This is a genomic window from Afipia sp. MLSD5-FHT05B12 (assembly GCF_058793355.1).
In genome coordinates this window covers 413,698-433,309 of record NZ_JBXAFS010000003.1, presented here as the reverse complement: position 1 = coordinate 433,309, position 19,612 = coordinate 413,698, and the positions used below count along the sequence as shown (strand labels likewise).

21 protein-coding genes are annotated in these 19,612 nt (G+C 62.4%); 12 read left to right on the top strand and 9 right to left on the bottom strand.

The features are described 5' to 3' along the window. Positions 1-16 precede the first annotated feature (16 nt). Positions 17-382, top strand: coding sequence for an RNA polymerase-binding protein DksA (dksA, locus tag AC1Q6J_RS06905; RefSeq protein WP_006021432.1), 366 nt, complete (start codon positions 17-19; stop codon positions 380-382). A 72-nt stretch (positions 383-454) separates the two neighbouring features. Here the strand turns inward: dksA and AC1Q6J_RS06900 are convergent, their stop codons facing one another. From AC1Q6J_RS06900 to flgF, 7 genes are all read right to left on the bottom strand, one after another. Continuing rightward, complete coding sequence (locus AC1Q6J_RS06900) at positions 455-1,603, bottom strand: GGDEF domain-containing protein (protein ID WP_492278570.1); 1,149 nt, start codon at positions 1,601-1,603, stop codon at positions 455-457. Between the two features lie 219 nt (positions 1,604-1,822). Next, positions 1,823-2,875: an acyltransferase family protein gene (locus tag AC1Q6J_RS06895; RefSeq protein ID WP_492278569.1), complete on the bottom strand. Its 1,053-nt coding sequence runs from the start codon at positions 2,873-2,875 to the stop codon at positions 1,823-1,825. A gap of 78 nt (positions 2,876-2,953) precedes the next feature. Then, entirely contained in the window at positions 2,954-3,247 is a 294-nt protein-coding gene (locus AC1Q6J_RS06890) for an antibiotic biosynthesis monooxygenase (protein WP_492278568.1), read from the bottom strand. Positions 3,248-3,618: 371 nt separating this feature from the next. Next, on the bottom strand, positions 3,619-4,377 hold the full coding sequence (gene flgH / locus AC1Q6J_RS06885) for a flagellar basal body L-ring protein FlgH (protein WP_492278567.1): 759 nt from the start codon (positions 4,375-4,377) through the stop codon (positions 3,619-3,621). Positions 4,378-4,383: 6 nt separating this feature from the next. Further along, a complete protein-coding gene (flgA, locus tag AC1Q6J_RS06880; protein WP_492278566.1) occupies positions 4,384-5,415 on the bottom strand; it encodes a flagellar basal body P-ring formation chaperone FlgA in 1,032 nt (343 codons plus the stop codon). Between the two features lie 11 nt (positions 5,416-5,426). Beyond that, on the bottom strand, positions 5,427-6,215 hold the full coding sequence (gene flgG, locus AC1Q6J_RS06875; RefSeq protein ID WP_492278565.1) for a flagellar basal-body rod protein FlgG: 789 nt from the start codon (positions 6,213-6,215) through the stop codon (positions 5,427-5,429). A 12-nt stretch (positions 6,216-6,227) separates the two neighbouring features. Then, on the bottom strand, positions 6,228-6,995 hold the full coding sequence (gene flgF, locus AC1Q6J_RS06870; protein ID WP_492278564.1) for a flagellar basal-body rod protein FlgF: 768 nt from the start codon (positions 6,993-6,995) through the stop codon (positions 6,228-6,230). Positions 6,996-7,361: 366 nt separating this feature from the next. Between flgF and fliL the strand changes: the two genes are divergently transcribed. From fliL to AC1Q6J_RS06845, 5 genes are read left to right on the top strand one after another with little or no spacing between them, the layout of a single operon-like run. Beyond that, the gene (gene fliL / locus AC1Q6J_RS06865; RefSeq protein ID WP_492278563.1) at positions 7,362-7,850 is read left to right on the top strand and encodes a flagellar basal body-associated protein FliL; all 489 of its coding nucleotides are present in this window, start codon (positions 7,362-7,364) and stop codon (positions 7,848-7,850) included. 17 nt (positions 7,851-7,867) lie between these two features. Next, the gene (gene fliM, locus AC1Q6J_RS06860) at positions 7,868-9,073 is read left to right on the top strand and encodes a flagellar motor switch protein FliM (RefSeq protein WP_492278562.1); all 1,206 of its coding nucleotides are present in this window, start codon (positions 7,868-7,870) and stop codon (positions 9,071-9,073) included. After that, entirely contained in the window at positions 9,070-9,531 is a 462-nt protein-coding gene (locus tag AC1Q6J_RS06855; RefSeq protein WP_492278561.1) for a DUF6468 domain-containing protein, read from the top strand. The genes fliM and AC1Q6J_RS06855 overlap by 4 nt, the downstream gene beginning before the upstream one ends. Next, positions 9,528-10,295: a MotE family protein gene (locus AC1Q6J_RS06850; RefSeq protein WP_492278560.1), complete on the top strand. Its 768-nt coding sequence runs from the start codon at positions 9,528-9,530 to the stop codon at positions 10,293-10,295. The genes AC1Q6J_RS06855 and AC1Q6J_RS06850 overlap by 4 nt, the downstream gene beginning before the upstream one ends. Positions 10,296-10,307: 12 nt before the next feature. Beyond that, positions 10,308-13,982 carry a tetratricopeptide repeat protein gene (locus AC1Q6J_RS06845; protein ID WP_492278559.1) on the top strand — a complete coding sequence of 1,225 codons (3,675 nt, stop codon included), beginning with the start codon at positions 10,308-10,310 and terminating at the stop codon, positions 13,980-13,982. 6 nt (positions 13,983-13,988) lie between these two features. On the opposite strand, the gene fliP is transcribed toward AC1Q6J_RS06845, so the two are convergent. Both fliP and AC1Q6J_RS06835 read right to left on the bottom strand, forming a co-directional pair. Further along, positions 13,989-14,747, bottom strand: coding sequence for a flagellar type III secretion system pore protein FliP (gene fliP, locus AC1Q6J_RS06840; protein WP_492278558.1), 759 nt, complete (start codon positions 14,745-14,747; stop codon positions 13,989-13,991). Next, the gene (locus AC1Q6J_RS06835) at positions 14,744-15,718 is read right to left on the bottom strand and encodes a flagellar biosynthetic protein FliO (RefSeq protein ID WP_492278557.1); all 975 of its coding nucleotides are present in this window, start codon (positions 15,716-15,718) and stop codon (positions 14,744-14,746) included. The genes fliP and AC1Q6J_RS06835 overlap by 4 nt, the downstream gene beginning before the upstream one ends. A gap of 328 nt (positions 15,719-16,046) precedes the next feature. Between AC1Q6J_RS06835 and flgB the strand changes: the two genes are divergently transcribed. The 6 genes from flgB (at position 16,047) to flhB (ending at position 19,472) form a co-directional block, all read left to right on the top strand. Beyond that, complete coding sequence (gene flgB, locus AC1Q6J_RS06830; RefSeq protein WP_492278556.1) at positions 16,047-16,457, top strand: flagellar basal body rod protein FlgB; 411 nt, start codon at positions 16,047-16,049, stop codon at positions 16,455-16,457. A 31-nt stretch (positions 16,458-16,488) separates the two neighbouring features. Beyond that, on the top strand, positions 16,489-16,911 hold the full coding sequence (gene flgC / locus AC1Q6J_RS06825) for a flagellar basal body rod protein FlgC (RefSeq protein ID WP_492278555.1): 423 nt from the start codon (positions 16,489-16,491) through the stop codon (positions 16,909-16,911). Between the two features lie 16 nt (positions 16,912-16,927). Beyond that, positions 16,928-17,248, top strand: a complete 321-nt coding sequence (gene fliE / locus AC1Q6J_RS06820) for a flagellar hook-basal body complex protein FliE (RefSeq protein ID WP_492278554.1) — start codon at positions 16,928-16,930, stop codon at positions 17,246-17,248. 35 nt (positions 17,249-17,283) lie between these two features. After that, a complete protein-coding gene (fliQ, locus tag AC1Q6J_RS06815; protein ID WP_006021413.1) occupies positions 17,284-17,547 on the top strand; it encodes a flagellar biosynthesis protein FliQ in 264 nt (87 codons plus the stop codon). 71 nt (positions 17,548-17,618) lie between these two features. After that, positions 17,619-18,389 (top strand): flagellar biosynthetic protein FliR, encoded by a 771-nt coding sequence (gene fliR / locus AC1Q6J_RS06810; protein ID WP_492278553.1) that lies wholly within the window; start codon positions 17,619-17,621, stop codon positions 18,387-18,389. A gap of 9 nt (positions 18,390-18,398) precedes the next feature. Further along, entirely contained in the window at positions 18,399-19,472 is a 1,074-nt protein-coding gene (flhB, locus tag AC1Q6J_RS06805; protein WP_492278552.1) for a flagellar biosynthesis protein FlhB, read from the top strand. Positions 19,473-19,612: the final 140 nt, after the last annotated feature.

Here is a 19,612-nt window from a genome sequence, read left to right as displayed (position 1 = left end):
TGAAAAAGAGCCTTTCATGAACGAGCGTCAGCGGGAGTATTTCCGCCGGAAGCTGCTCGACTGGAAGGAAGAGATCCTCCGGGAATCGAAGACCACGCTTCAGCAGCTTCAGGAAGAAAACGTCAATCATCCTGATCTTGCCGACCGCGCTTCATCAGAAACCGATCGCGCCATCGAACTTCGCGCGCGCGACCGTCAACGCAAGCTCATCTCGAAGATCGACGCCGCCTTGCAGCGGATCGAAGACAATACCTACGGGTACTGCGAAGAAACCGGCGAGCCGATCTCGCTGAAGCGGCTGGAAGCGCGCCCGATCGCGACGCTGTCGGTCGAGGCGCAGGAGCGCCATGAGAAGCGCGAGAAGGTTTATCGCGACGAATAGAGTGGCCTGGGTTACGGCCAGCTTTGAATCGGAAGAAAGCCCGACAGCCGAAAGGCTGTCGGTTTTTTGTTTTCACGCAGCAAGGCTGAAGCCGGAGATTTGAACGCGATTGCGGCCGGAAGCCTTGGCTTCATAAAGCGCAGCATCTGCTCTGCTGAGCAGCGCGTGGAGCGTCTCCGGCTCCGCCGAACGGATTGCGATTCCCGCGCTGACCGTTGCCCGGACGGGTCCATTCTCCGTATGGACGATTGTCGCTTCAATTTGCGACCTGATGCGGTCCGCAACCGCGGCTGAAGCTTTCGGACTCTGGTCCGGCATGATGATGCAAAATTCTTCGCCCCCCATGCGCGCAGCCAGATCGTTCGCGCGAATGTTCGCGTGGATCACGCCGGCAAAGGCCATCAGAATCCGGTCGCCGGAATCGTGCCCGAAGCGGTCATTGATCGTCTTAAAATAATCCAGATCCATCATCACGACCGCCGTCCCGGCTGGCGCGATCCCCATCCGGCCGTCGAACAATGCGCGCCGGTTGAGAAGGCCGGTCAGGGCGTCTCTCATTGCATCCGACTTGTGGCCATTTGCAATGCGCATCTGGTTGAGGGTGAGAGAGAGCGCGCCGATCCCGGTCAGTCCGGCGATTGCCATGATGGAGTTGATCTCCTCTGCCCAGTTTGAAGGCCGGGATGCCAGAACGATCTGGCCTTGCTCCGCGAGTGCGTAGCCGCACGCGATGAAGGACGCCGCTGTGGCGACACAGCATATGGTATTCGCCGTCATCAGAAGCGGAGATTCGGCGCGCGCCAGCCAATAGTGGCGCGCAATCAATATGAGAAGTGCGCCAATCGCGATATTTCCGATCATCGTTCCGATGCCGGAGTAACCCAGCGCGAAAGCTGCCGATGTCGGGATGAAGGCAAGAGCGACAGATACGGCTGTCGAAGCCCAGTTGGTCTGGCCTGTGCAAAACCTGGCGCAGCCCGCGTGAAGGAACCCAAATCCCCCGATCAGGAACAGGAATGACGTCAGCAGGAGCCCTGAACTGTAGCTTTCAACGACGGCGCCGAAGACAACGACGCCGGCGACGATGAGTGCAAGTCCGATCGACCAGATCAGCAGGTGGGTCTCGGATCGTCCGATCGCCCACATCATGAGGAACGTGATGCCGAGCGACGCGCCCGAAAATCCGATGGCAACGAGGACGGATAGCTGATCAAGGAACATGCGACGAGGCCATGGGTAAATCCTGCGGCCTTAGATAGGTCAATGATCGTTACCCAACCAACGACAGCGGCCTCATTCGCGTCGCAGGGTGATCAAATGGTTACTCTGTTCGATCAAAGGATCGTGGTGCCTGTCGCGTCGGCAAATCCGCGAGGCCAGTTGCGAACGTGACTTCTGTCGGGGGCTATTGCGTTTGGCTATTGAATCCGGGCGGGCGTTTCAGAGTGCGACAATACGCGGATCGCGCGCGGTCCTGCGGTATCTGCTGACCGGCTCTTCGATCCATTTCGCCGATACATAGGCGATGGGGATGGTCAACACGATGACCACGATCGACGCAGCCAGGCCTGCCTCAAGCGGACGGGCCATTGCCAGCGCCGAATTGCGCAGATGCATGCAGATGATTTCGAGAAGCATCACGTTGTAGAGATAGAAGCTGTAGCTGATCCTGCCGAAGAACCTTGCAACGGGACGCCGCAGGACGTTCCCGAGGCCGCCACCGTTGCCGTGATAAAGCAGCGCGACAAGGAGGCCGCAGCAAATCTTTTCCGTCGTTGGCCCGCTGAAATACAGCAGAACAATCATGATGACGATCCAGCCATGGCGTGGCAGGGCACCGGCCACCGTGCTGCCGATCCGTGTCGGTATCAGCATCCCAACCAGAAAGTAGGGCCAGAAGTTCTTGATCGGGCCGATGTTGAGGCCGCCGACGTTGAGGATCAGGGCGACAGCGATACCGGCAACGAGCAGTCCGGTTTCCCGCCCCGCCAGATAGCCGCCGAACGCGATCAGCATCGCGGGCGCCGCCAGCATCTCGACGGACAGTGTCCACGTCGGCCCGTTGACCGGAAAGGAATAGAGCAGGGCGTTTTCGATGAAGCCCTGCATCGAAACCGGGATGCCGAACACTGCGTATGCGCCGGCCATCACAACCAGACATACAATGAGCGGCGGGTAAATTCTCAGGAACCTGCGGATCAGGAATGTTGCCGAACGGGTTGCGATCGAGCCCCGCAACCGGCCCAGGCTGTCGAACAGCACCGTCCCGCTCAGCACGAAGAAGATGGCGACGGCGATGCTTCCGCTGAATGTCCGCAGCACGATCCAGTTGAGCTGGTCATAGAACCCGGCAAGGCTGGCGAAGCCCTGTTGCTGGACGCGCTCGATGAGTCCCAGATCGACATTCATCACGGTATGAAAGACCGCGACCGCCAGCGCGGCGTATCCGCGAAGCCCGTCGAGCGCTTCGTTTCGTTGCTGCGAATGTCCCAAGTCCTGCCCCCGCTGCGCGCGGGACATTAGCACGCAATTTTTGCGTCGCCACCCGGCGGCCCCTTGCGGATGAGGCCGCTATGCCAGGGTGTGAACGATGACCGGTCCGGCGACCGCGGTGGCCGGTCCGGTGAGCAGCGGCGCGAGATCCTTCTCGATCCACGCAAGCCCGCGCTTGTTCGACTCTTCCGCGCCGGCGAAGTTGTTGAAGATGCTGATCGCCGTCACCGTGTCGTCCGGTGCATAGATCACATAATAGGCCATGAAGCCTTCGACATCGCTGATGATCGGGATCGCGCCTTCCTTGATCCTGCGTGTCAGTTCCTCGGCCATGCCGGTTTTTGCCTTTCCCTGACGAATAGCGGCGTACATGACACCCTCCTTCACCGGTCGGCTGCTCAAGGTTGCGAAGGCTGCGACGTTGCATCACGCCCATTCAGAGGCGGCCGAGCAGCAGGACTTTCCGCACTGAACGATACGCAGCTTGCGCGGATGGAAATTATCACCTCCGCAACCGGCTGAACACGGCGAAATGGTTGCCCGAACGATCGCGGCTCCCATCAGGGGAGCTGATGAGAGCCGCGTCGTGAACACCGTGCCGCGCCTAGGTTCGCCGCCTGGTGTGGGAGCTGGGAGAGAGACGGTGGGAGCCGTCTCCTAGATTGTACGAGGTCCTTTCCGAAGGCTGGTTTTCACTTTTCGCCGGCGCGGTTTCCGCGCCGGATCAGGCTCGTGTCGTGCGGTTAGAACGGCAGCAGGATGTCGAAGGCCTGCTGCCCGTAGCGGGCCTGCTGCACGTCGGTGATCTGGCCGCGACCGCCGTAGGCGATACGGGCCTGCGCGATCTTGCTGGAGTCGATGGTGTTGTCGCTCTGGATATCCTCCGGCCGCACGATGCCCGCCACGATCAGTTCGCGAACCTCGAAATTGACGCGGATTTCCTGTTTGCCTTCGACAACGAGGTTGCCATTCGGCAGCAACTGGGTCACGACGGCTGCGACGTTGGTCTGCAACGCTTCCTGCCGGTTGACGGACCCCTTGCCATCGCTCGACGCGGTGGAGTCCGCGGTCAGCATGCGGCCGGGAGGGATCGGAGCATTCGTGAAGGGTATCTTGTTGATGCCGAAGAAGCTGGTGACTCCGGAATTCTCCGAGTTGGTGCGGCTGCGCTGGGTCTCGTTGGCGATGTTGGCCTTGTCGGTGATGTTGACCTGCACCGTCAGAATGTCGCCGATCTGATGCGCACGCTGATCCTTGAAGAAGGCGCGCGAGCCGTTCCGCCACAGCGAATTCGGGTTGAACGATGCCGGTTGCGGCGCGGGCATCGGCATCGACACCGGTTTGTAGCCAGCCTGTGTGGTCGGATTATCGATCGCCGAGAGTTTTGGCTTTTCGCCGATCGCCGCGAGGCGGTCGAGGGACGAACAGCCGCTGGCCATGGTGCCGAGTGCCAGCAGGCTGCCGGCGACTATGAGGCGGTTGAACACGAGAGACTTCGACATGACTGATTACTCGGCTTTTTTGGATTCGGGAGCGGCTGGTGGCTCGCTGTTCGAAAGTGCTGCGGTGGTGAGGCGAGGGCCGGGGGCGGTAATCGTGACCTGACCGGGGCCGGTCACAACGCCCTGGACGGAGCGTTTCGATTGCAGGTTGACGACGTTGACGACGTCGCCTTCGGTGCCGCTGTCGAGTGCCTTGCCGCGGCCGGTGAGGTAGAGGCCCGGTGCTTCGTAGATCAGCATGACACCCTGATCGCGCGAGACCAGATCCGGCTTTCCGAGATCCGCCGCCTTCAGAGCCTGCCCGGCGCGCATCTGCTTGCGGACCTGCATGCCAACCGAACGGTCGCGGCTGGCAATGTCGTTTCCGACCTCGACCTTTGGCCGCCGTTCGACCGCCACGTCCGATGACCGCAGGATCTCGTTGCGCTCCACGGCGCGGGTCAGCACGGCTGCTTCGATGGTCTCAACCGCGGTGCCGATGAAGCGCAGCTTGGTCGGGTTGTAGGTGACATCGTTTGGAATTTCGAAGGTGATGTCGAAGCGGCCATTGCGTGGGTCGAACCGCACGATGGTGGCGCGCATGTCGCCGGTATGGGCGGCATCGAGCTGCAATTCGCGCAAGTCGCGCTCGAAGGTGACGGAGATGTTCGCGGCGTCGCCGAGGCCGTTGCGCCGTTCCAGCACGCGGGCGATCTGCTGCTCGATTTCTTTCGAGACGAGGGTGCGTGAGGAGCGGGTGACCGACACTTCGCGGAGGTCACGGGTATCGACGCCGATCACCTGATGCGTGCGCAGCGCGGTCAGGAGTTGCGCGACGGGCAGCGAGCCGGTGGTGCCGAGGTCGGGCGCGCGGAAGATCGCGATCTGCGCGGCGCTGCCGGCGTTCTCGACGACATCGCCGATGCGCACGACATCGCTGCTCACGGTGACATTCGCGCGCAATACGGGAGAAGCCAGCGAGTCCTGCTCCGGCTGCGCCGGTGCGGCGCCGGGCATTGCGGCGAGGAGAGCGGCGGCGATAATAAATGAACGCAACATCACTCTCTCCCTTAGCGGAACATGCCGGTGGTGGACTGCATCATCTGATCGGCGGCGCTGACGACCTTGGCGTTCATCTCGTAGGCGCGCTGGGCGGCGATCAGGTCGGAGATTTCCGAGACGACCTCGACGTTGGCCGATTCAAGATTGCGCTGCTGCATGTCGCCGAAGCCGTCGGCATTGGCGAGGCCGTCCTGCGGCGGACCGGAGGCGGGCGTGTCGGTGAACAGGTTGTCGCCGATCGATTGCAGGCCCGCCTTGTTGATGAAGCGGGTCAGGCCGATCTGGCCGACCACGGTCGGTGTTGTCGAGCCGGGCGTCGTGACCGAGACCTGACCCTGCTGATTGATGGTGAGGCCGGATGAATTCTGCGGGATCGTGATGGTCGGCTGTACCGGATTGCCCTGCGCCGTCACCACGCGGCCCTGGCCGTCGGTCGTGAACGAGCCGTCACGGGTGTAGGTGTAGGTGCCGTCGGTCATCTGGATCTTGAAGTAACCCTCGCCGCGGATGGCGATGTCGAGATCGCCGCCGGTCGGATTGAGCGTGCCCTGCGTCATCAGGCGCGGCGTGCCGACGGTCTTGACGCCGCCGCCGATATCGATGCCGACCGGAAGGATGGTGCCCTGATCAGACGCCTGCGCGCCGACGCGCTTGACGTGTTCGTAGATGAGGTCCTGGAACTGCGCGCGCTGCTTCTTGTAGCCGGTGGTGCGCAGGTTCGCGATGTTGTTGGAGATGACCTGGACGTTGAGCTCCTGAGCCGCCATTCCGGTCGCTGCTGTATAAAGTGCGCGCATGGATCAATTTCCTTATGCCGGAACGTCGGCGAGCATCTGGATTGCGTTTTTGCGAAGGTCGCTTTGCTGCTGCATCAGCGACGCGACCGACTGGTAGGTGCGCATGACTTCCATCATGCGGGTCATTTCAGCGACGGCGCTGACGTTGGACTTCTCCACGAAGCCCTGATTGAAGCGCGAGGCGAGGTCGGGCTGGGCCACGGTGCCGGCCGGCGCCGAGTACAGGTTCGCGCCTTCCTTCTGGAGCTGCTGCGGATTGTCGAACTTCACGAGCTTGAGCTTGCCGCGAATGGAGTCGAACTGGGTCACGATGCCTTCGCGTACCGTGATGGTGCCTTCGCTCGAGATCACGATATCCTTGTCGGTCGGCTGGAACACGATCGGACCGTTGGTGCCGAGCACGAGGTTGCCGCCGGTGGTTACGAGCTGGCCCTGGGCGTTGATCTGGAATGAGCCGTCGCGGGTGTAGCGTTCGCCGGCCGGCGTCTGGACCGCGATGAAGCCCTTGCCGTCGATCGAGACATCCAGCGGGCTGCCGGTCTTCTCTGACGGGCCTTGCGTGAAATCGTGATAGGCGGCGCGGTCCTGGACGAAGCTGACGCGGCGGTCGCGGGCCGAGAAGTTGTCCTCGTGCGCGCCGGTGGTCAGGAATTCCTCGAACAGCGACTTGTTGGCCTTGAAGCCATTGGTGTTGGTGTTGGACACGTTGTTGGCGATGATGTCGATCTGCCGCTCAAGCGACATCTGCCGCGACAATGCGACGAGAAGCGTATTCTCCATCGGCCAATCTCCCCTTGTTGAACCGCGCCTTGCCTCTCCCAAGGCGTGACGCGGATCGTGCGAACCGTTGAAGCTCTCCCAAGCCGCGGTTCGCCCTTCACAATGCGAGAGCTGTGCCAACTCAAAAATTCAAGTATTTTCAATCTGTTATTGATTTCGAGGGGATGCCGGACCTCGGCAATAACCTCTTGTTGACCATGTTGCCCCGGCAAATTTTTCCCACCTGAAGGACAAAAGAAAGATTTCGTTAACCATTGCGTCACTACGGTGGACACACAGGGCGCTCACGCGCCGGCGGCCTTTGTATCGCGTCATTTAAGCCAGTTCGGCAGCATCGAGCCCATCCCAGGATTGCGGGCGGGGGCAATGGCAGACGACGATCAGGTCGAAGAGGGCGGTGCCGAAGCCGCCGCTCCGAAGAGCAAACGCAAACTCATTATAATTGGCGGCGCCGCTGCGCTGGTGCTCCTGCTGGCCGGGGGCGGCTGGTTCTTCTTCATGCGCGGACACGGCAAGGAGGAGCACGCGGCTGCTCCGCCGCCGAAGCCGCCGGTGTTCCTCGATGTGCCCGAGGTGCTGGTCAATCTCGCGAATGCGCCGGGCGAACGGGTTCAGTACCTCAAGGTCAAGGTCGTACTCGAGGTCAAGGATCAGCCGCTGGTGGCGCAGATCCAGCCGACCATGCCGCGCGTGATGGACCTGTTTCAGACCTATATGCGCGAGCTGCGTCCAACCGACCTCAACGGATCGGTCGGGCTGTTTCGTCTGAAGGAAGAACTGACGCGCCGCGTCAACGCTGCGATTTCGCCCAGTCAGGTGAACGCCGTGCTGTTCAAGGAAATCGTCGTTCAGTGACGAACGGAAGTTGAATCATGTCTTCGGGCGATAATGATGTCGATCAGGATGCGCTAGCTGCCGAATGGGAAGGCGCGCTGGATTCCGAGGACCCGGCCGCGGCCGCGGCCGAGGCGGAAGCCAACACGCTGACCGAGACCATGGCCGAGCAGTGGGCTGCGATGGTCGACGACGGCAGCCGCACGCTCGAAATTGGCAAGGCCGGGGGCGAACGTGTCCTGTCGCAGGAAGAAATCGACAACCTGCTCGGCTTCAGCGACGGCGAACTCAATATCGACGAGAACTCCGGCATTCGCGCGATCATCGATTCCGCGATGGTGTCGTATGAACGTCTTCCGATGCTCGAAATCGTATTCGACCGCCTGGTGCGGCTGATGACGACGAGCCTGCGCAATTTCACCTCCGACAACGTCGAAGTCTCGCTGGACCGCATCACGTCGGTGCGCTTCGGCGACTATCTCAATTCGATCCCGCTGCCCTGCGTGCTCTCGGTGTTCAAGGCCGAGGAGTGGGAGAACTTTGGCCTGTTCACCGTCGATTCGAGCCTGATCTATTCGATCATCGACGTGCTGCTCGGCGGCCGCCGCGGCCAGCCGTCGCTGCGCATCGAAGGCCGTCCCTACACCACGATTGAAACCAATCTCGTCAAGCGCCTCGTGGAAGTCGTGCTCGCCGATGCCGAGCAGGCCTTCCGGCCGCTGTCGCCGGTGACCTTCACGATTGACCGGCTGGAGACCAATCCGCGCTTCGCCGCCATCAGCCGGCCTGCCAACGCCGCCATTCTGGTCCGGCTGCGGATCGACATGGAAGACCGTGGCGGCAACATCGAGCTTCTGCTGCCTTACGCCACCATCGAACCGATCCGCGACGTTCTGTTGCAGATGTTCATGGGTGAAAAGTTCGGCCGCGACCCGATCTGGGAAGGCCATCTGGCGACCGAGATCGCGCGGGCGGAAATCGCCGTCGATGCGGTGCTCTACGAAGCCAACATGCCGCTCAAGCAACTGATGATGCTGAAGGTCGGCGATACCCTGCCGCTCAACGTGCGCCCCGATGCGCTGGTCACGGTCCGCTGCGGCGACGTGCCGCTCAGCGAAGGCCGGATGGGGCGCGTCGGCGACCGGGTCGCCATTCGCGTCACCAAGCCGCTGCGCAAGCCACACACAACTTACGCGATGTTCGAGAAGCAAGACGAGCAAACCAAACTGATGGAGGCACAATGAGTCACTCATTCGGACTTGTGATCGAGAGCCTGGTCGCGGTGCTGCTTCTGCTCACGATCGGTTACTGCATGCTGCTGAACCGCCGGCTCAAACGGCTTCGGGCCGACGAGCAGTCGATGCGCGGCATGATCGCTGAACTCATCACGGCGACCGAAATCGCCGAGCGCGCGATTGGCGGCCTGAAGCTGACCGTGCGGGAATGCGACGAAAATCTCGGCGCCCAGCTCACGGCTGGAACGGCTTTGTCAGCGAAGCTCAGCAAGCAGGTGATGGCCGGCGAAGCGATCCTCAACCGCTTGACGCAGATCGCGCTTGCGGCGCGGCCGTCCGCTCCTGAAGCGGAGACCGTCGCGGAAGCCGTGGCCCCTGTGGCGCACAAGCCGTCGAATGCGAAGACGCTGCTGGCCGCCGCTCAGGCGTTCTCCGAGCGGCAAAGGGCCACCGGTCTCGCTGCATGAAAACGCTTCTTCGCGATATCCGGATCATCCCGATACTTTTGATCGCGACCTGTTGTCTGGTCGTACTCAAGGTATCGGGCCTTCTCCTCGAAGGCGGATACATCCTGAACGATGACATGCCGAAGCCGAAGTCGTGGGCCCAGGACACGTTCAACTTCCCGTCGCCGGGCAAGATGCGCGATTCGGATATCACCGGCTCCGTTGCCGCCAACAAGGATGACAAGCCGGTGGTGGCAGCTCCGGAAGTCGCGCCAATTCCTGATGGAAAAGTGGTCTATCCCGATCCCAACCGCGCGGTGACGGCGTCCGAGCGGGCGGTTCTTGAAAGCCTTCAGTCCCGGCGGCAGGAGATCGAAGCCCGCGCACGCGAAATCGAAATCCGGGAGAGCCTGATGAAGTCCGCGGAAAAGCGGATCGAAGGCAAGATCGAAGAAATGAAGGCGACTGAGGCGCGCGTTTCCGCCGCCGGGCAGCAGAAGAGCGAGGTGGAGGCGGCGCGGTTCAAGGGGCTCGTGACGATGTACGAGTCCATGAAGCCGAAGGACGCCGCGAAGGTGTTCGACCGGCTCGAACTGTCGGTGCTGTTCGAGATCGCTTCGCAGATCGCGCCACGCAAGATGTCCGACATCATGGGGCAGATGCAGCCGGAAGCCGCCGAGCGGCTGACGGTCGAAATGGCGCGCCGCGCAACTGGAGACAAAATGTCATCCGCGAACGACTTGCCCAAGATCGAGGGCAGGCCGCAAGCGCAAGGCCGTAACTGAGGCGTGTTGGGAATGTCCTGCAAGGCCGCCGGCATCATCAAGCCCACCCGAACGTCCGGGCCGAAAACCTGGTTTTTCGCGGACAGGCTTTGCCGTGGCCTGCGGCCATCGGCGCTTGCGCTGGCTGTCCTGCTGTCCTGCCTTTCCCCAGCGGCTGAATCTGCTCCGGCTGATCCTGTGAAAGGCGAGGCGACACTGACCGCGCAGCCCGGCTATGCCCGTCTGATCCTCAAGTTCAAGGAAGACGTTCCGACCGACGTTATTGTCGCGGGCGCGATCCTGGTTATTCAGTTCAAGAAGTCCGTCGATGTTCCGATCGATCTCCTGGCGGATTCCGTTCCAGCCTATGTCGGGTCGATTCGCCGCGATCCCGACGGAACCGCGATCCGCATGGCGCTGACGCAGAAAGTCAGTGTCAACGTGATGACCGCGGGAGAGCGTGTGTTCATCGATCTCTTGCCTGAGAAGTGGACCGGGCTTCCACCGGCGTTGCCGGCAGAAGTTGTGAAAGAGCTGTCCGAGCGCGCGCTCGCGGCGGAACGCGCCTTGCGCATGCAGAAGACGGCGGATGAGGCGCGAAAGCGACCGCCGGTTCGCGTGCGGGCATCGGTTCAGCCGACCTTCGTCCGGTTTGTCTTTGAAATGCCCGACGGTGTGAATGTGTCATCTTCATTGGGCACGGAGAAATTCACGCTGTCATTCACCGCGCCGCTGGTGTTCGATCTGGCTGACGCGAAGATCGCGATGCCGGCGAATATCACGTCGATCAACCAGAAGATCGAAGGCGATGGATCACGCATCGATATCGCGCTGATCGGCGAGGCGGATATTCATGCTTTCCGCGAGGAAAAGAATTATGTCGTCGACGTCGCCTTCGAGCAGGCGCAGAAGCCGCAAACAGTCAATTCGCCGGCAAAATCCTCGGTGCCCGGCGACAAGGCCAGCGAGATAGTCCAGCCGACATCGGAACAGATCGCGCGGCAGATGGCACAGGATGCCAAGTCGTCCGAGACGAAGCCGCCTGAGGTCAAGCTATCCGACGTCAAGCAGCCCGACGTTAAAGCGGCGGACGTCAAGCCATCGGCGACGTCGTCCGATGCGAAGACGGAGGCGGTCATTGCAAAGCCGGAGGCCGCCGCGGCGCCTGCGCCGAAGCCCGCCGCGGCTGCGGAAACGCCTGTGAAGATGCAGTCGGCGCCATCGCCGCCTGCCGTGAAAGCACAGCCGCCCGAAATGGCCGCAGTCAAGCCCGCCGCCGGGATAACGGTTGAGGCGAAACTCACCAGTGACGATTTCCGTCTGACATTTCCGTTCAGCCATCCCACCGCCGCGGCGGTGTTCCGCCGTTCGGACTCGATCTGGCTGGTGTTCGATACCGATCAGGCGATCGATGCCAGTGCCGTCCGTCGCGAGGGCGGATGGATCGTCGCTGAAGCCGTTCCGGCCGATTTGCCGAAAGGGCGCGCGCTGCGGATACGGCTCAACCGTCCGCAGCTTGCGACCCTGATAGGGGACGAGCGCGCGTGGACTCTTGTGCTTGCCGACAAGGCGCTGTCGCCGCCGCAACCATTGATCGCCACGCGCAACATGGCCGATCCCGGGCGCGCCAGCGTAAGCGTCAGCCTCGCAAAAGCCGGACAGCTTCATCGCCTGAACGATCCCGATGCCGGCGATCTGCTGCTGGTGATGACGGCGGGCGCGCCGGCGCGCGGGTTCATGAAGCGCCAGGATTTCGTTGAGTTCTCGCTGCTTGAATCGATCCACGGCGTCGTCATCCAGCAGAAGTCGGACGACATCACCGCGGGTATCTCGTCCGATACGCTGACCCTGACGCGGCCCGGAGGATTGACGTTATCGACCGCGACAGCCGCGCCGGAGCGCGCTGCTGCTCTTATTCGCCCGGTCTTTGACGTCACCGAATGGCGCGATTACCAGAACGCCGAGTTCATACCCACGCGCAACAAGTTGCTGACCAGGGCGGCACTGGCAACCGGAATGGCGCGCTTGCCCGTCCATGTCGACCTTGCGCGGTTCTATCTCGCGCGCGGGATGTATCCCGAGGCAAAAGGCATTCTCGACCTGGCTTTTTCGGAGATCAAACCGGGTGAGGAAGACGCGCCGTCGCTGACCGTTCATGCGGTCGCCAGCACACTGGCGGGCCGCCCCGCGCTTGCGATGACGGATCTCGCCAATCCCCTCGTGACAGCGAATGTCGATTCCCAGCTCTGGAAGGCGCTCGCTTTGGCGCGGCAGGAAAAATGGGCTGAGGCACGCGAGAAATTCAAGAATGTCGAGTTCGCGATCACGGCGCTGCCGCTCGATCTGCAACGTATCGTGATCGCGGATGCGTTTCGTGCGTCGCTGGAGGTGAGGGACTATCCGGGCGCGGCCGTGCGAAGCAACGATCTGGATGTCGTCGGCGTGGGACTTGAGCAGGCGGCGGCGGTCGCCCTGTTGCGCGGGCGTCTCGCCGAAGCGCTTGGCCGCGATCAGGACGCGCTCGCCGCGTTCGAGGCTGCCGCGGGATCTTCCGACCGCCCCTCGGCGGTCGAGGCGCAGGTCCGCCAGATTGCACTGCGCCAGAAGCGCGGCGAGATCGGCGACGACGACGCCCTGCGTGACCTCGAAGCCATCTCAGCCACTTGGCGCGGAGATTCCATCGAGGTGAAAACGCTGGACATGCTGAGCCGGCTTTACGCGGCAAAAGGGCGTTATCAGGATGCTTTTGCCGCGGTGCGCACCGCGACCATGCTGCAGCCGAACTCCGAAACATCGCGGAAAATGCAGGACGAGGCGTCGGCATTGTTCGAGCAGATCTACAACGGCGCGAAGGGCGAAGACCTTCCGCCCGTCGAAGCGCTTGCGATGTTCTATGAGTTTCGCGATCTCACGCCGATCGGCCGCCGCGGTGACGAAATGATCCGGCGTCTGGCCGATCGCCTTGTCGCGGTCGATCTGCTCGATCAGGCGGGCGAACTGCTGCAATACCAGATCGATCACCGGCTTGAAGGTTCGGCCCGCGCGCAGGTCGCCTCACGGCTGGCGATGGTCTATCTGATGAACCGCAAGCCCGAGCGCGCCATCGCGGCGCTGCGGACCACGCGGATCGCCGATCTGGCCGGCGAGATTCGCCAGCAGCGCTTGCTGCTCGAGGCGCGGGCGCAGACCGACATCGGCCGACACGATCTGGCGCTCGACATTATCTCGAACGTGAGCGGCCGCGAAGCGGTCCGGCTTCGATCGGATATCTACTGGGCGTCGCGGCGCTGGCGCGAATCCGCCGAGCAGATCGAACTGCTTTACGGAGATCGCTGGCGCGATTTTCAGCCGCTGTCGCCCACCGAGAAAAGCGACGTCATTCGCGCCGTTATCGGATACGCGCTGGCGGAAGACGCCATCGGCCTCGCGCGTTTCCGCGAGAAGTACAGCCCGAAGATGGACGGCAGCGATCGCACGGCCTTCGACGTGGCGTCGAAGCCGGCGACGGCGAACAGCGCCGACTTTGCCCGGATCGCGAAAATGGCGGCGACCATCGACACACTCGATGGCTTCCTGCGCGAGATGAAGAGCCGCTTCCCCGACGCAATGGCGCGCGCCAAGCTGCCGCCTGAAATCAAAGCCGATCCAAATCCGACGGGCACCTTGCCCGAGATCATTGGTTTGAAGCGGGTCAGGTCCGCCCGCTAGTTCGAATTACCCGCCGCCGTAGCTCTGCACGAGGCTGCCCGCCACCAGCGACCAGCCGTCCACCAGCACGAAGAAAATCAGCTTGAACGGCAGCGACACCACCACCGGCGGCAGCATCATCATGCCCATCGACATCAGGACCGATGCGACGACGAGGTCGATGATCAGGAACGGCAGAAACAGCAGGAAGCCGATCTCGAAGGCACGCTTCAGTTCAGAGATCATGAAGGCAGGGATCAGAATGCGCAGCGACATCTGCTCAGGCGACGCTGCCGGCGGTTCGCCCGACAGATCCATGAACAGCTTGAGGTCTTTTTCGCGGACATTCTTTTGCATGAAGCCGCGCAGCGGCACGGTGCCGCGTTCGAATGCCTGCTCAACGGTGATCTGGTTGGCGACCAGCGGCTTGATGCCGTCGTCGTAGGCCTTTTGCAGCACCGGACCCATCACGAATCCGGTCAGGAATAATGCCAGCGCGATGATGACCGAGTTCGGCGGCGCGGTCGCGGTGCCGAGCGCCGTGCGCAGCAGCGACAACACCACCACGATGCGGGTGAACGACGTCATCATCACCAGGATCGACGGTGCGATCGACAGCACCGTCAGCAGCGCGATCAACTGGATCGCGCGCTCGGTGACGCCGCCGTTGCCCTGGCCCAGATTGATGCTGATATCCTGCGCGCTCGCCGGTTCGATCAGGAATCCGGCGGCGGCGACAAGACTGGCAAAAAATAAAACTCTACGCGGTGATGCCGAGGGTCTCACGCGGGAGGCTTTGGACGGCCGAGGAGATTGGCCATCTCGTCTTCAAGATTTTCGAACGCGGCCTTCGGAGCGGGCGGCGGAGGAGGCGCCGGCGGAGCAGGCGGGCGCGGAGCGCCTTCGGAACGCGGCACCGGCCGATTTCCCGCAGGTTCAGGAGCAACCGGCGGTGCGCCCGGCCGCTCGACCGGGCCGATCGATGGTGCGTTGTCGCCACCGGGCCGGCGCAGGGCGGCTTCGAGCCGCTGCGCCATGTCGGCGAGATTCTGATCGGCCGATGACAGCGCGGGATCGGCTGGGCGTGCCGGCGGACGTGGCGGCTGCGGCGGCGCTTTCGGAGCATCGCCTGAGCGCGGCATACGCGGCGGCAACGGTTCGCTCCGCTCGCTTCGCGGAATGGCGCGGGGCTCCGAACGCAGCATCGGTTCGGGGCGCAGCGAGGGCTCCGGACGGATCATCGGTTCAGGCGCGAAACTCGGCATTACGTCGGGGCTGTGACGCTCAGGCAGCGGAGCCGCGGGCCGGCGGGTGTCGTCGAAATGGGGCGCGCGCACCGGACGCGGCGGCGGTTCAGGCGCGAGGGGCTCGCGATGTTCAAAAGTCTCGGTATGCGGGACTTCGCTGTCGGACCATCCGGCGTCGGGCGCCAGACGCGGCGGAAGCTCGGTTCCCGCAGGCCCTCGGGGCGTTGCCTGATCGCGCTGCGGCATGCTGCGCACGATATTGGGTTCGACCACGAGATCGGCGGGGCCGCCGATCATCAGCAGGTGTTCGACGTTGTCGCGCCGGACCAGCACCAGCCTGCGTCGGCCGTCGACCGCTGCGGCGTCGATGACGGCGAGCCGAGGCATGCGTCCCCGGCTGGCTCCGGAGCCGAGACTGCTTCCGCCAAACCGGCGGACCAGCCAGGCGGCAACTCCGATCAACGCAAGAACGATGACGAAGGCGATGAAGAACCAAAGCGTTTGCGGCATGTCCTGTCCCCGTCAAACAACACTCGCATCTATGCCAGATTCGCAGGTCACTGGCCGCGAAACAAGCAGTTTGGGACGAATTGAGTGTAAGTGCGCGCTATCGGTTAATTATTGGCGGCAAATGCTGCCGCCGGCGGATGATTACCCTATTAAAGCGCGGCGATCCGAAATAGTTCTTCTGCGTTCTTTTGCCGGAACTTCAATGGCTTGTCCGTTGAAGGCCATTCATGGCGAAAATGGGTCCGGGCGGTTCTTAACCTCTTATTAACCATACACACGGCAAATTCTGCCTACCTGGGGCGTTGCGCTTCGGGCTGAGGGCAGGCCGATGGCAATCACCGATCTTCCGATGTTGTCCGCGCTTCGCACCAAGATGCAGTGGCATCAGGAGCGGCAGCGGGTACTTGCGGAGAACATTTCACATTCGGACACACCGAACTTCAAACCGCGCGATCTGGTGGAACCCAAGTTCGACCGGGGCGGTGTGGGGCCGGTGACCGGCGCGATGCCGTCGCTGTCCATGGCGCGCACCAGCGCCGGGCACATCCAGGCAGCCGGTGTCAGCGAGAATTTCAGCTCAAACAGCCGCGGCGGCTACACGACCCGGCCCACAGGCAATGCGGTCAATCTCGAAGATGAAATGCTGAAGGTCTCCGCGAACCAGATGGACTATGCGGCGGCGACCTCGCTCTACACCCGCAGCCTCGGGCTTCTGAAGACCGCCATCGGGAAGCGGTAACGCGCATGATCCAGCCTAGGAGAGCCACAGCATGAGCGACGGCAACGACTTTCTCAGGTCGATGAGCATCGCGACGTCCGGTCTGCGCGCGCAGTCGGGCCGGATGCGGGTGATTTCGGAAAACATCGCCAACGCGGACTCGACGGCGAAGACCGCGGGCGGCGATCCGTATCGCCGCAAGGTGCCGACATTCTCCTCGGAACTCGACCGCACGCTCGATTCACGGGTGGTGACGCTGGGAAAGATCAAGCCGGACAATTCCGAGTTCCGCGTCAAGCACGAGCCGGGCAACCCGGCGGCGGACGCCAACGGCAACGTCAAGTACCCCAACGTGAATTCGCTGATCGAAATGACCGACATGCGCGAAGCGCAGCGATCCTACGAAGCCAATCTCAACATCATCTCCGCCACGCGCCGCATGATCCAGCGCACCCTCGACATTCTCAAGGCCTGACAGGGAGAATTAACTCATGGCTTCGCCAACAGTCGCCGCCAATGCCTATGCAAGCCTCGCTAAAATCATGGATTCAGCCGGCGGGGCCGCTGGCGGCGCCAGGGCCGGCGATACCGGCGGCGTGTCGTTCGGCGCATTGCTCAAGGAAACCCTCGGCAACGTGATGGACGCGGGGCGCAAGTCCGACGCGCAGACCATCGCCATGGCGCAGGGCAAGGCCAACGTCATGGATGTGGTGACGGCAGTCGCCGAAACCGATGTCGCGGTGTCGACCCTGGTGTCGGTGCGGGACAAGGTCATCCAGTCCTACGAAGACATCATGCGGATGCCGATCTGATTTCGTTTTGAAAAGCCTGCGGGCAGGGGATTGAAATGACAGGTGCTGAGGTTCTCGATGTCTCGCGCGATGCGATCTGGACCATCGTGAAGGTGTCGTCGCCGCTCTTGATCGTCGGCCTCGTGGTCGGCGTTGCGATCTCGCTGGTGCAGGCGCTGACGCAGATTCAGGAGCAGACGCTGGTGTTCGTGCCGAAGATTCTCGCGATCTTCGTGACGCTTGTTCTGGCGCTACCGTTCATGGCGGACGCCCTGAACAGCCAGATGCTGCGGATATCGTCGCGAATCATCGGCGGCTAGCGCATGATCGGGGACTTGTTCAGGGACACGTCGTTCAGGGGCGGGGCAGGTCTTCTCGGGGCAAGTCTTCCATGCGTATCGACATCTCGCTGCTTCCGGCGCTCGCCGCGGCCTTCATGCTGGTGTTCGCCCGCATCGGTGCCATGGTGATGCTGTTGCCCGGTTTCGGCGAAGCCAATATTCCGGTCCGCGTCAGGCTTGCGATCGCGCTGGCGCTGACGCTCATCATCCTACCGCTGCATCGCAATGCCTATACCGTCAGCATGACCTCCATCGCGCCGCTGCTGGTGCTGATGGTTCATGAAATCATCATCGGTGTGGTGCTCGGCGCCACCGCGCGCGTGACGCTGTCGGCGCTGGCGGTGGCCGGTTCCGTTATTGCCCAGCAACTCGGCCTCGGCTTCGTGACGACCATCGACCCCACGCAGGGCCAGCAGGGCGCGCTGATCGGCAACTTCCTGACCATGCTCGGGCTGACGCTGCTGTTTGCGACCGACATGCACCATCTGGTGATCGCGGCGCTGAACGAGAGCTACAACGCGTTCTCGCCGGGTGAACTGATGTCGAGCGGCGACGTCGCCGCGCTGGCAACCAAAGCCTTTGCGACGGCATTCAAGATCGGCATTCAGTTGTCCGCGCCGTTCATCGTGTTCGGCCTGGTCTTCAATCTCGGTCTCGGCGTGCTGGCGCGGCTGATGCCGCAGATGCAGGTCTATTTCGTCGGCGTGCCGCTTTCGATTCTCGGCGGCTTCCTGATCCTGGCGGCGATCATCGCCACCATGATGGGCACCTACCTCGACTACTTCAGCGGTGTCCTCCACGAACTCGCGCCGCGGCGCTGAGGGCAGGGCATGTCAGACGAGGACAAGGAATCAAAAACACAGGACCCGACGCAAAAACGTCTCGACGATGCGTTGGAAAAGGGCGATGTCGCCAAGAGCCAGGAGGTCAACACCTGGTTCGTGATCGCGGCGTCGACGCTGCTGCTGTCGTCGTTCTCGGGATCAATCAGCAAGGGCATCGAGGTGCCGATGCGCAACCTGCTGATGAACATGCATCAGATCCGCGTCGATGGCCCCGGCTTGCTGTCGCTGCTCAGCCAGATCGAACTGATGCTGATCGGCGTTCTCGGCGTGCCGCTGCTGCTGCTTTTGATCGCGGGCGTCGGCAGCAACCTGATCCAGCACCGGCTGGTCTTTTCGACGGAGCCGCTGAGCCCGAAATTCAGCAAGATTTCGCCCATGGCGGGCTTTCAGCGGCTGTTCGGCAAGCAGGCGGGCGCGAATTTCCTCAAGGGCCTCTTCAAGGTCGTTCTGCTCGGCGTGGTGATGTGCCTTGTGCTGTGGCCCGAGCGGCACCGTCTCGATGCCATGATCCGGTTCGACCCGATGTCGATCCTGAACGTCACCAAGACCATCTCGGTCCAGTTGATGGGCACGGTCGTGGCCGCGCTCGCGCTGGTGGCGACACTGGATTACCTGTTCCAGTACCGGCAGTGGTTCGAGCGGCAGAAGATGTCGCTGGAAGAGATCAAGGAAGAGTACAAGCAGTCCGAGGGCGATCCCCACATCAAGGGACGTATCCGGCAATTGCGCCATGCGCGGATGAAGAAGCGCATGATGGCGGCGGTGCCTACCGCCTCGGTGATCATCACCAACCCGACCCACTACGCGGTCGCGCTGAAGTACGATCGCGGCATGCCGGCGCCGGTCTGCGTCGCCAAGGGCGTCGACGCGCTGGCGCTGAAGATCAGGGAAATCGCGACGGCCAACAACATCCCGATTGTCGAGAACGTGCCGCTGGCCCGCGCGCTGCATGCAACTGTCGATATCGATGACGAAATTCCGGTCGAGCACTATCACGCGGTCGCCGAGGTGATCGGCTACGTGATGAAGCTCAAGCGCAGGATTTCCGGCCTTGGCTGATCCGTTGTTGACCTTGGGGAACCGGGTCTGGCGCGTGCATCTGCACGGACGTAATGTGCCTTGCGCCAGCGGTCCGATTCACTCCACAAGGATGCCAGATTCAGGCATTCAGAGGCCGGTCGACTGCGAATTACAATGAC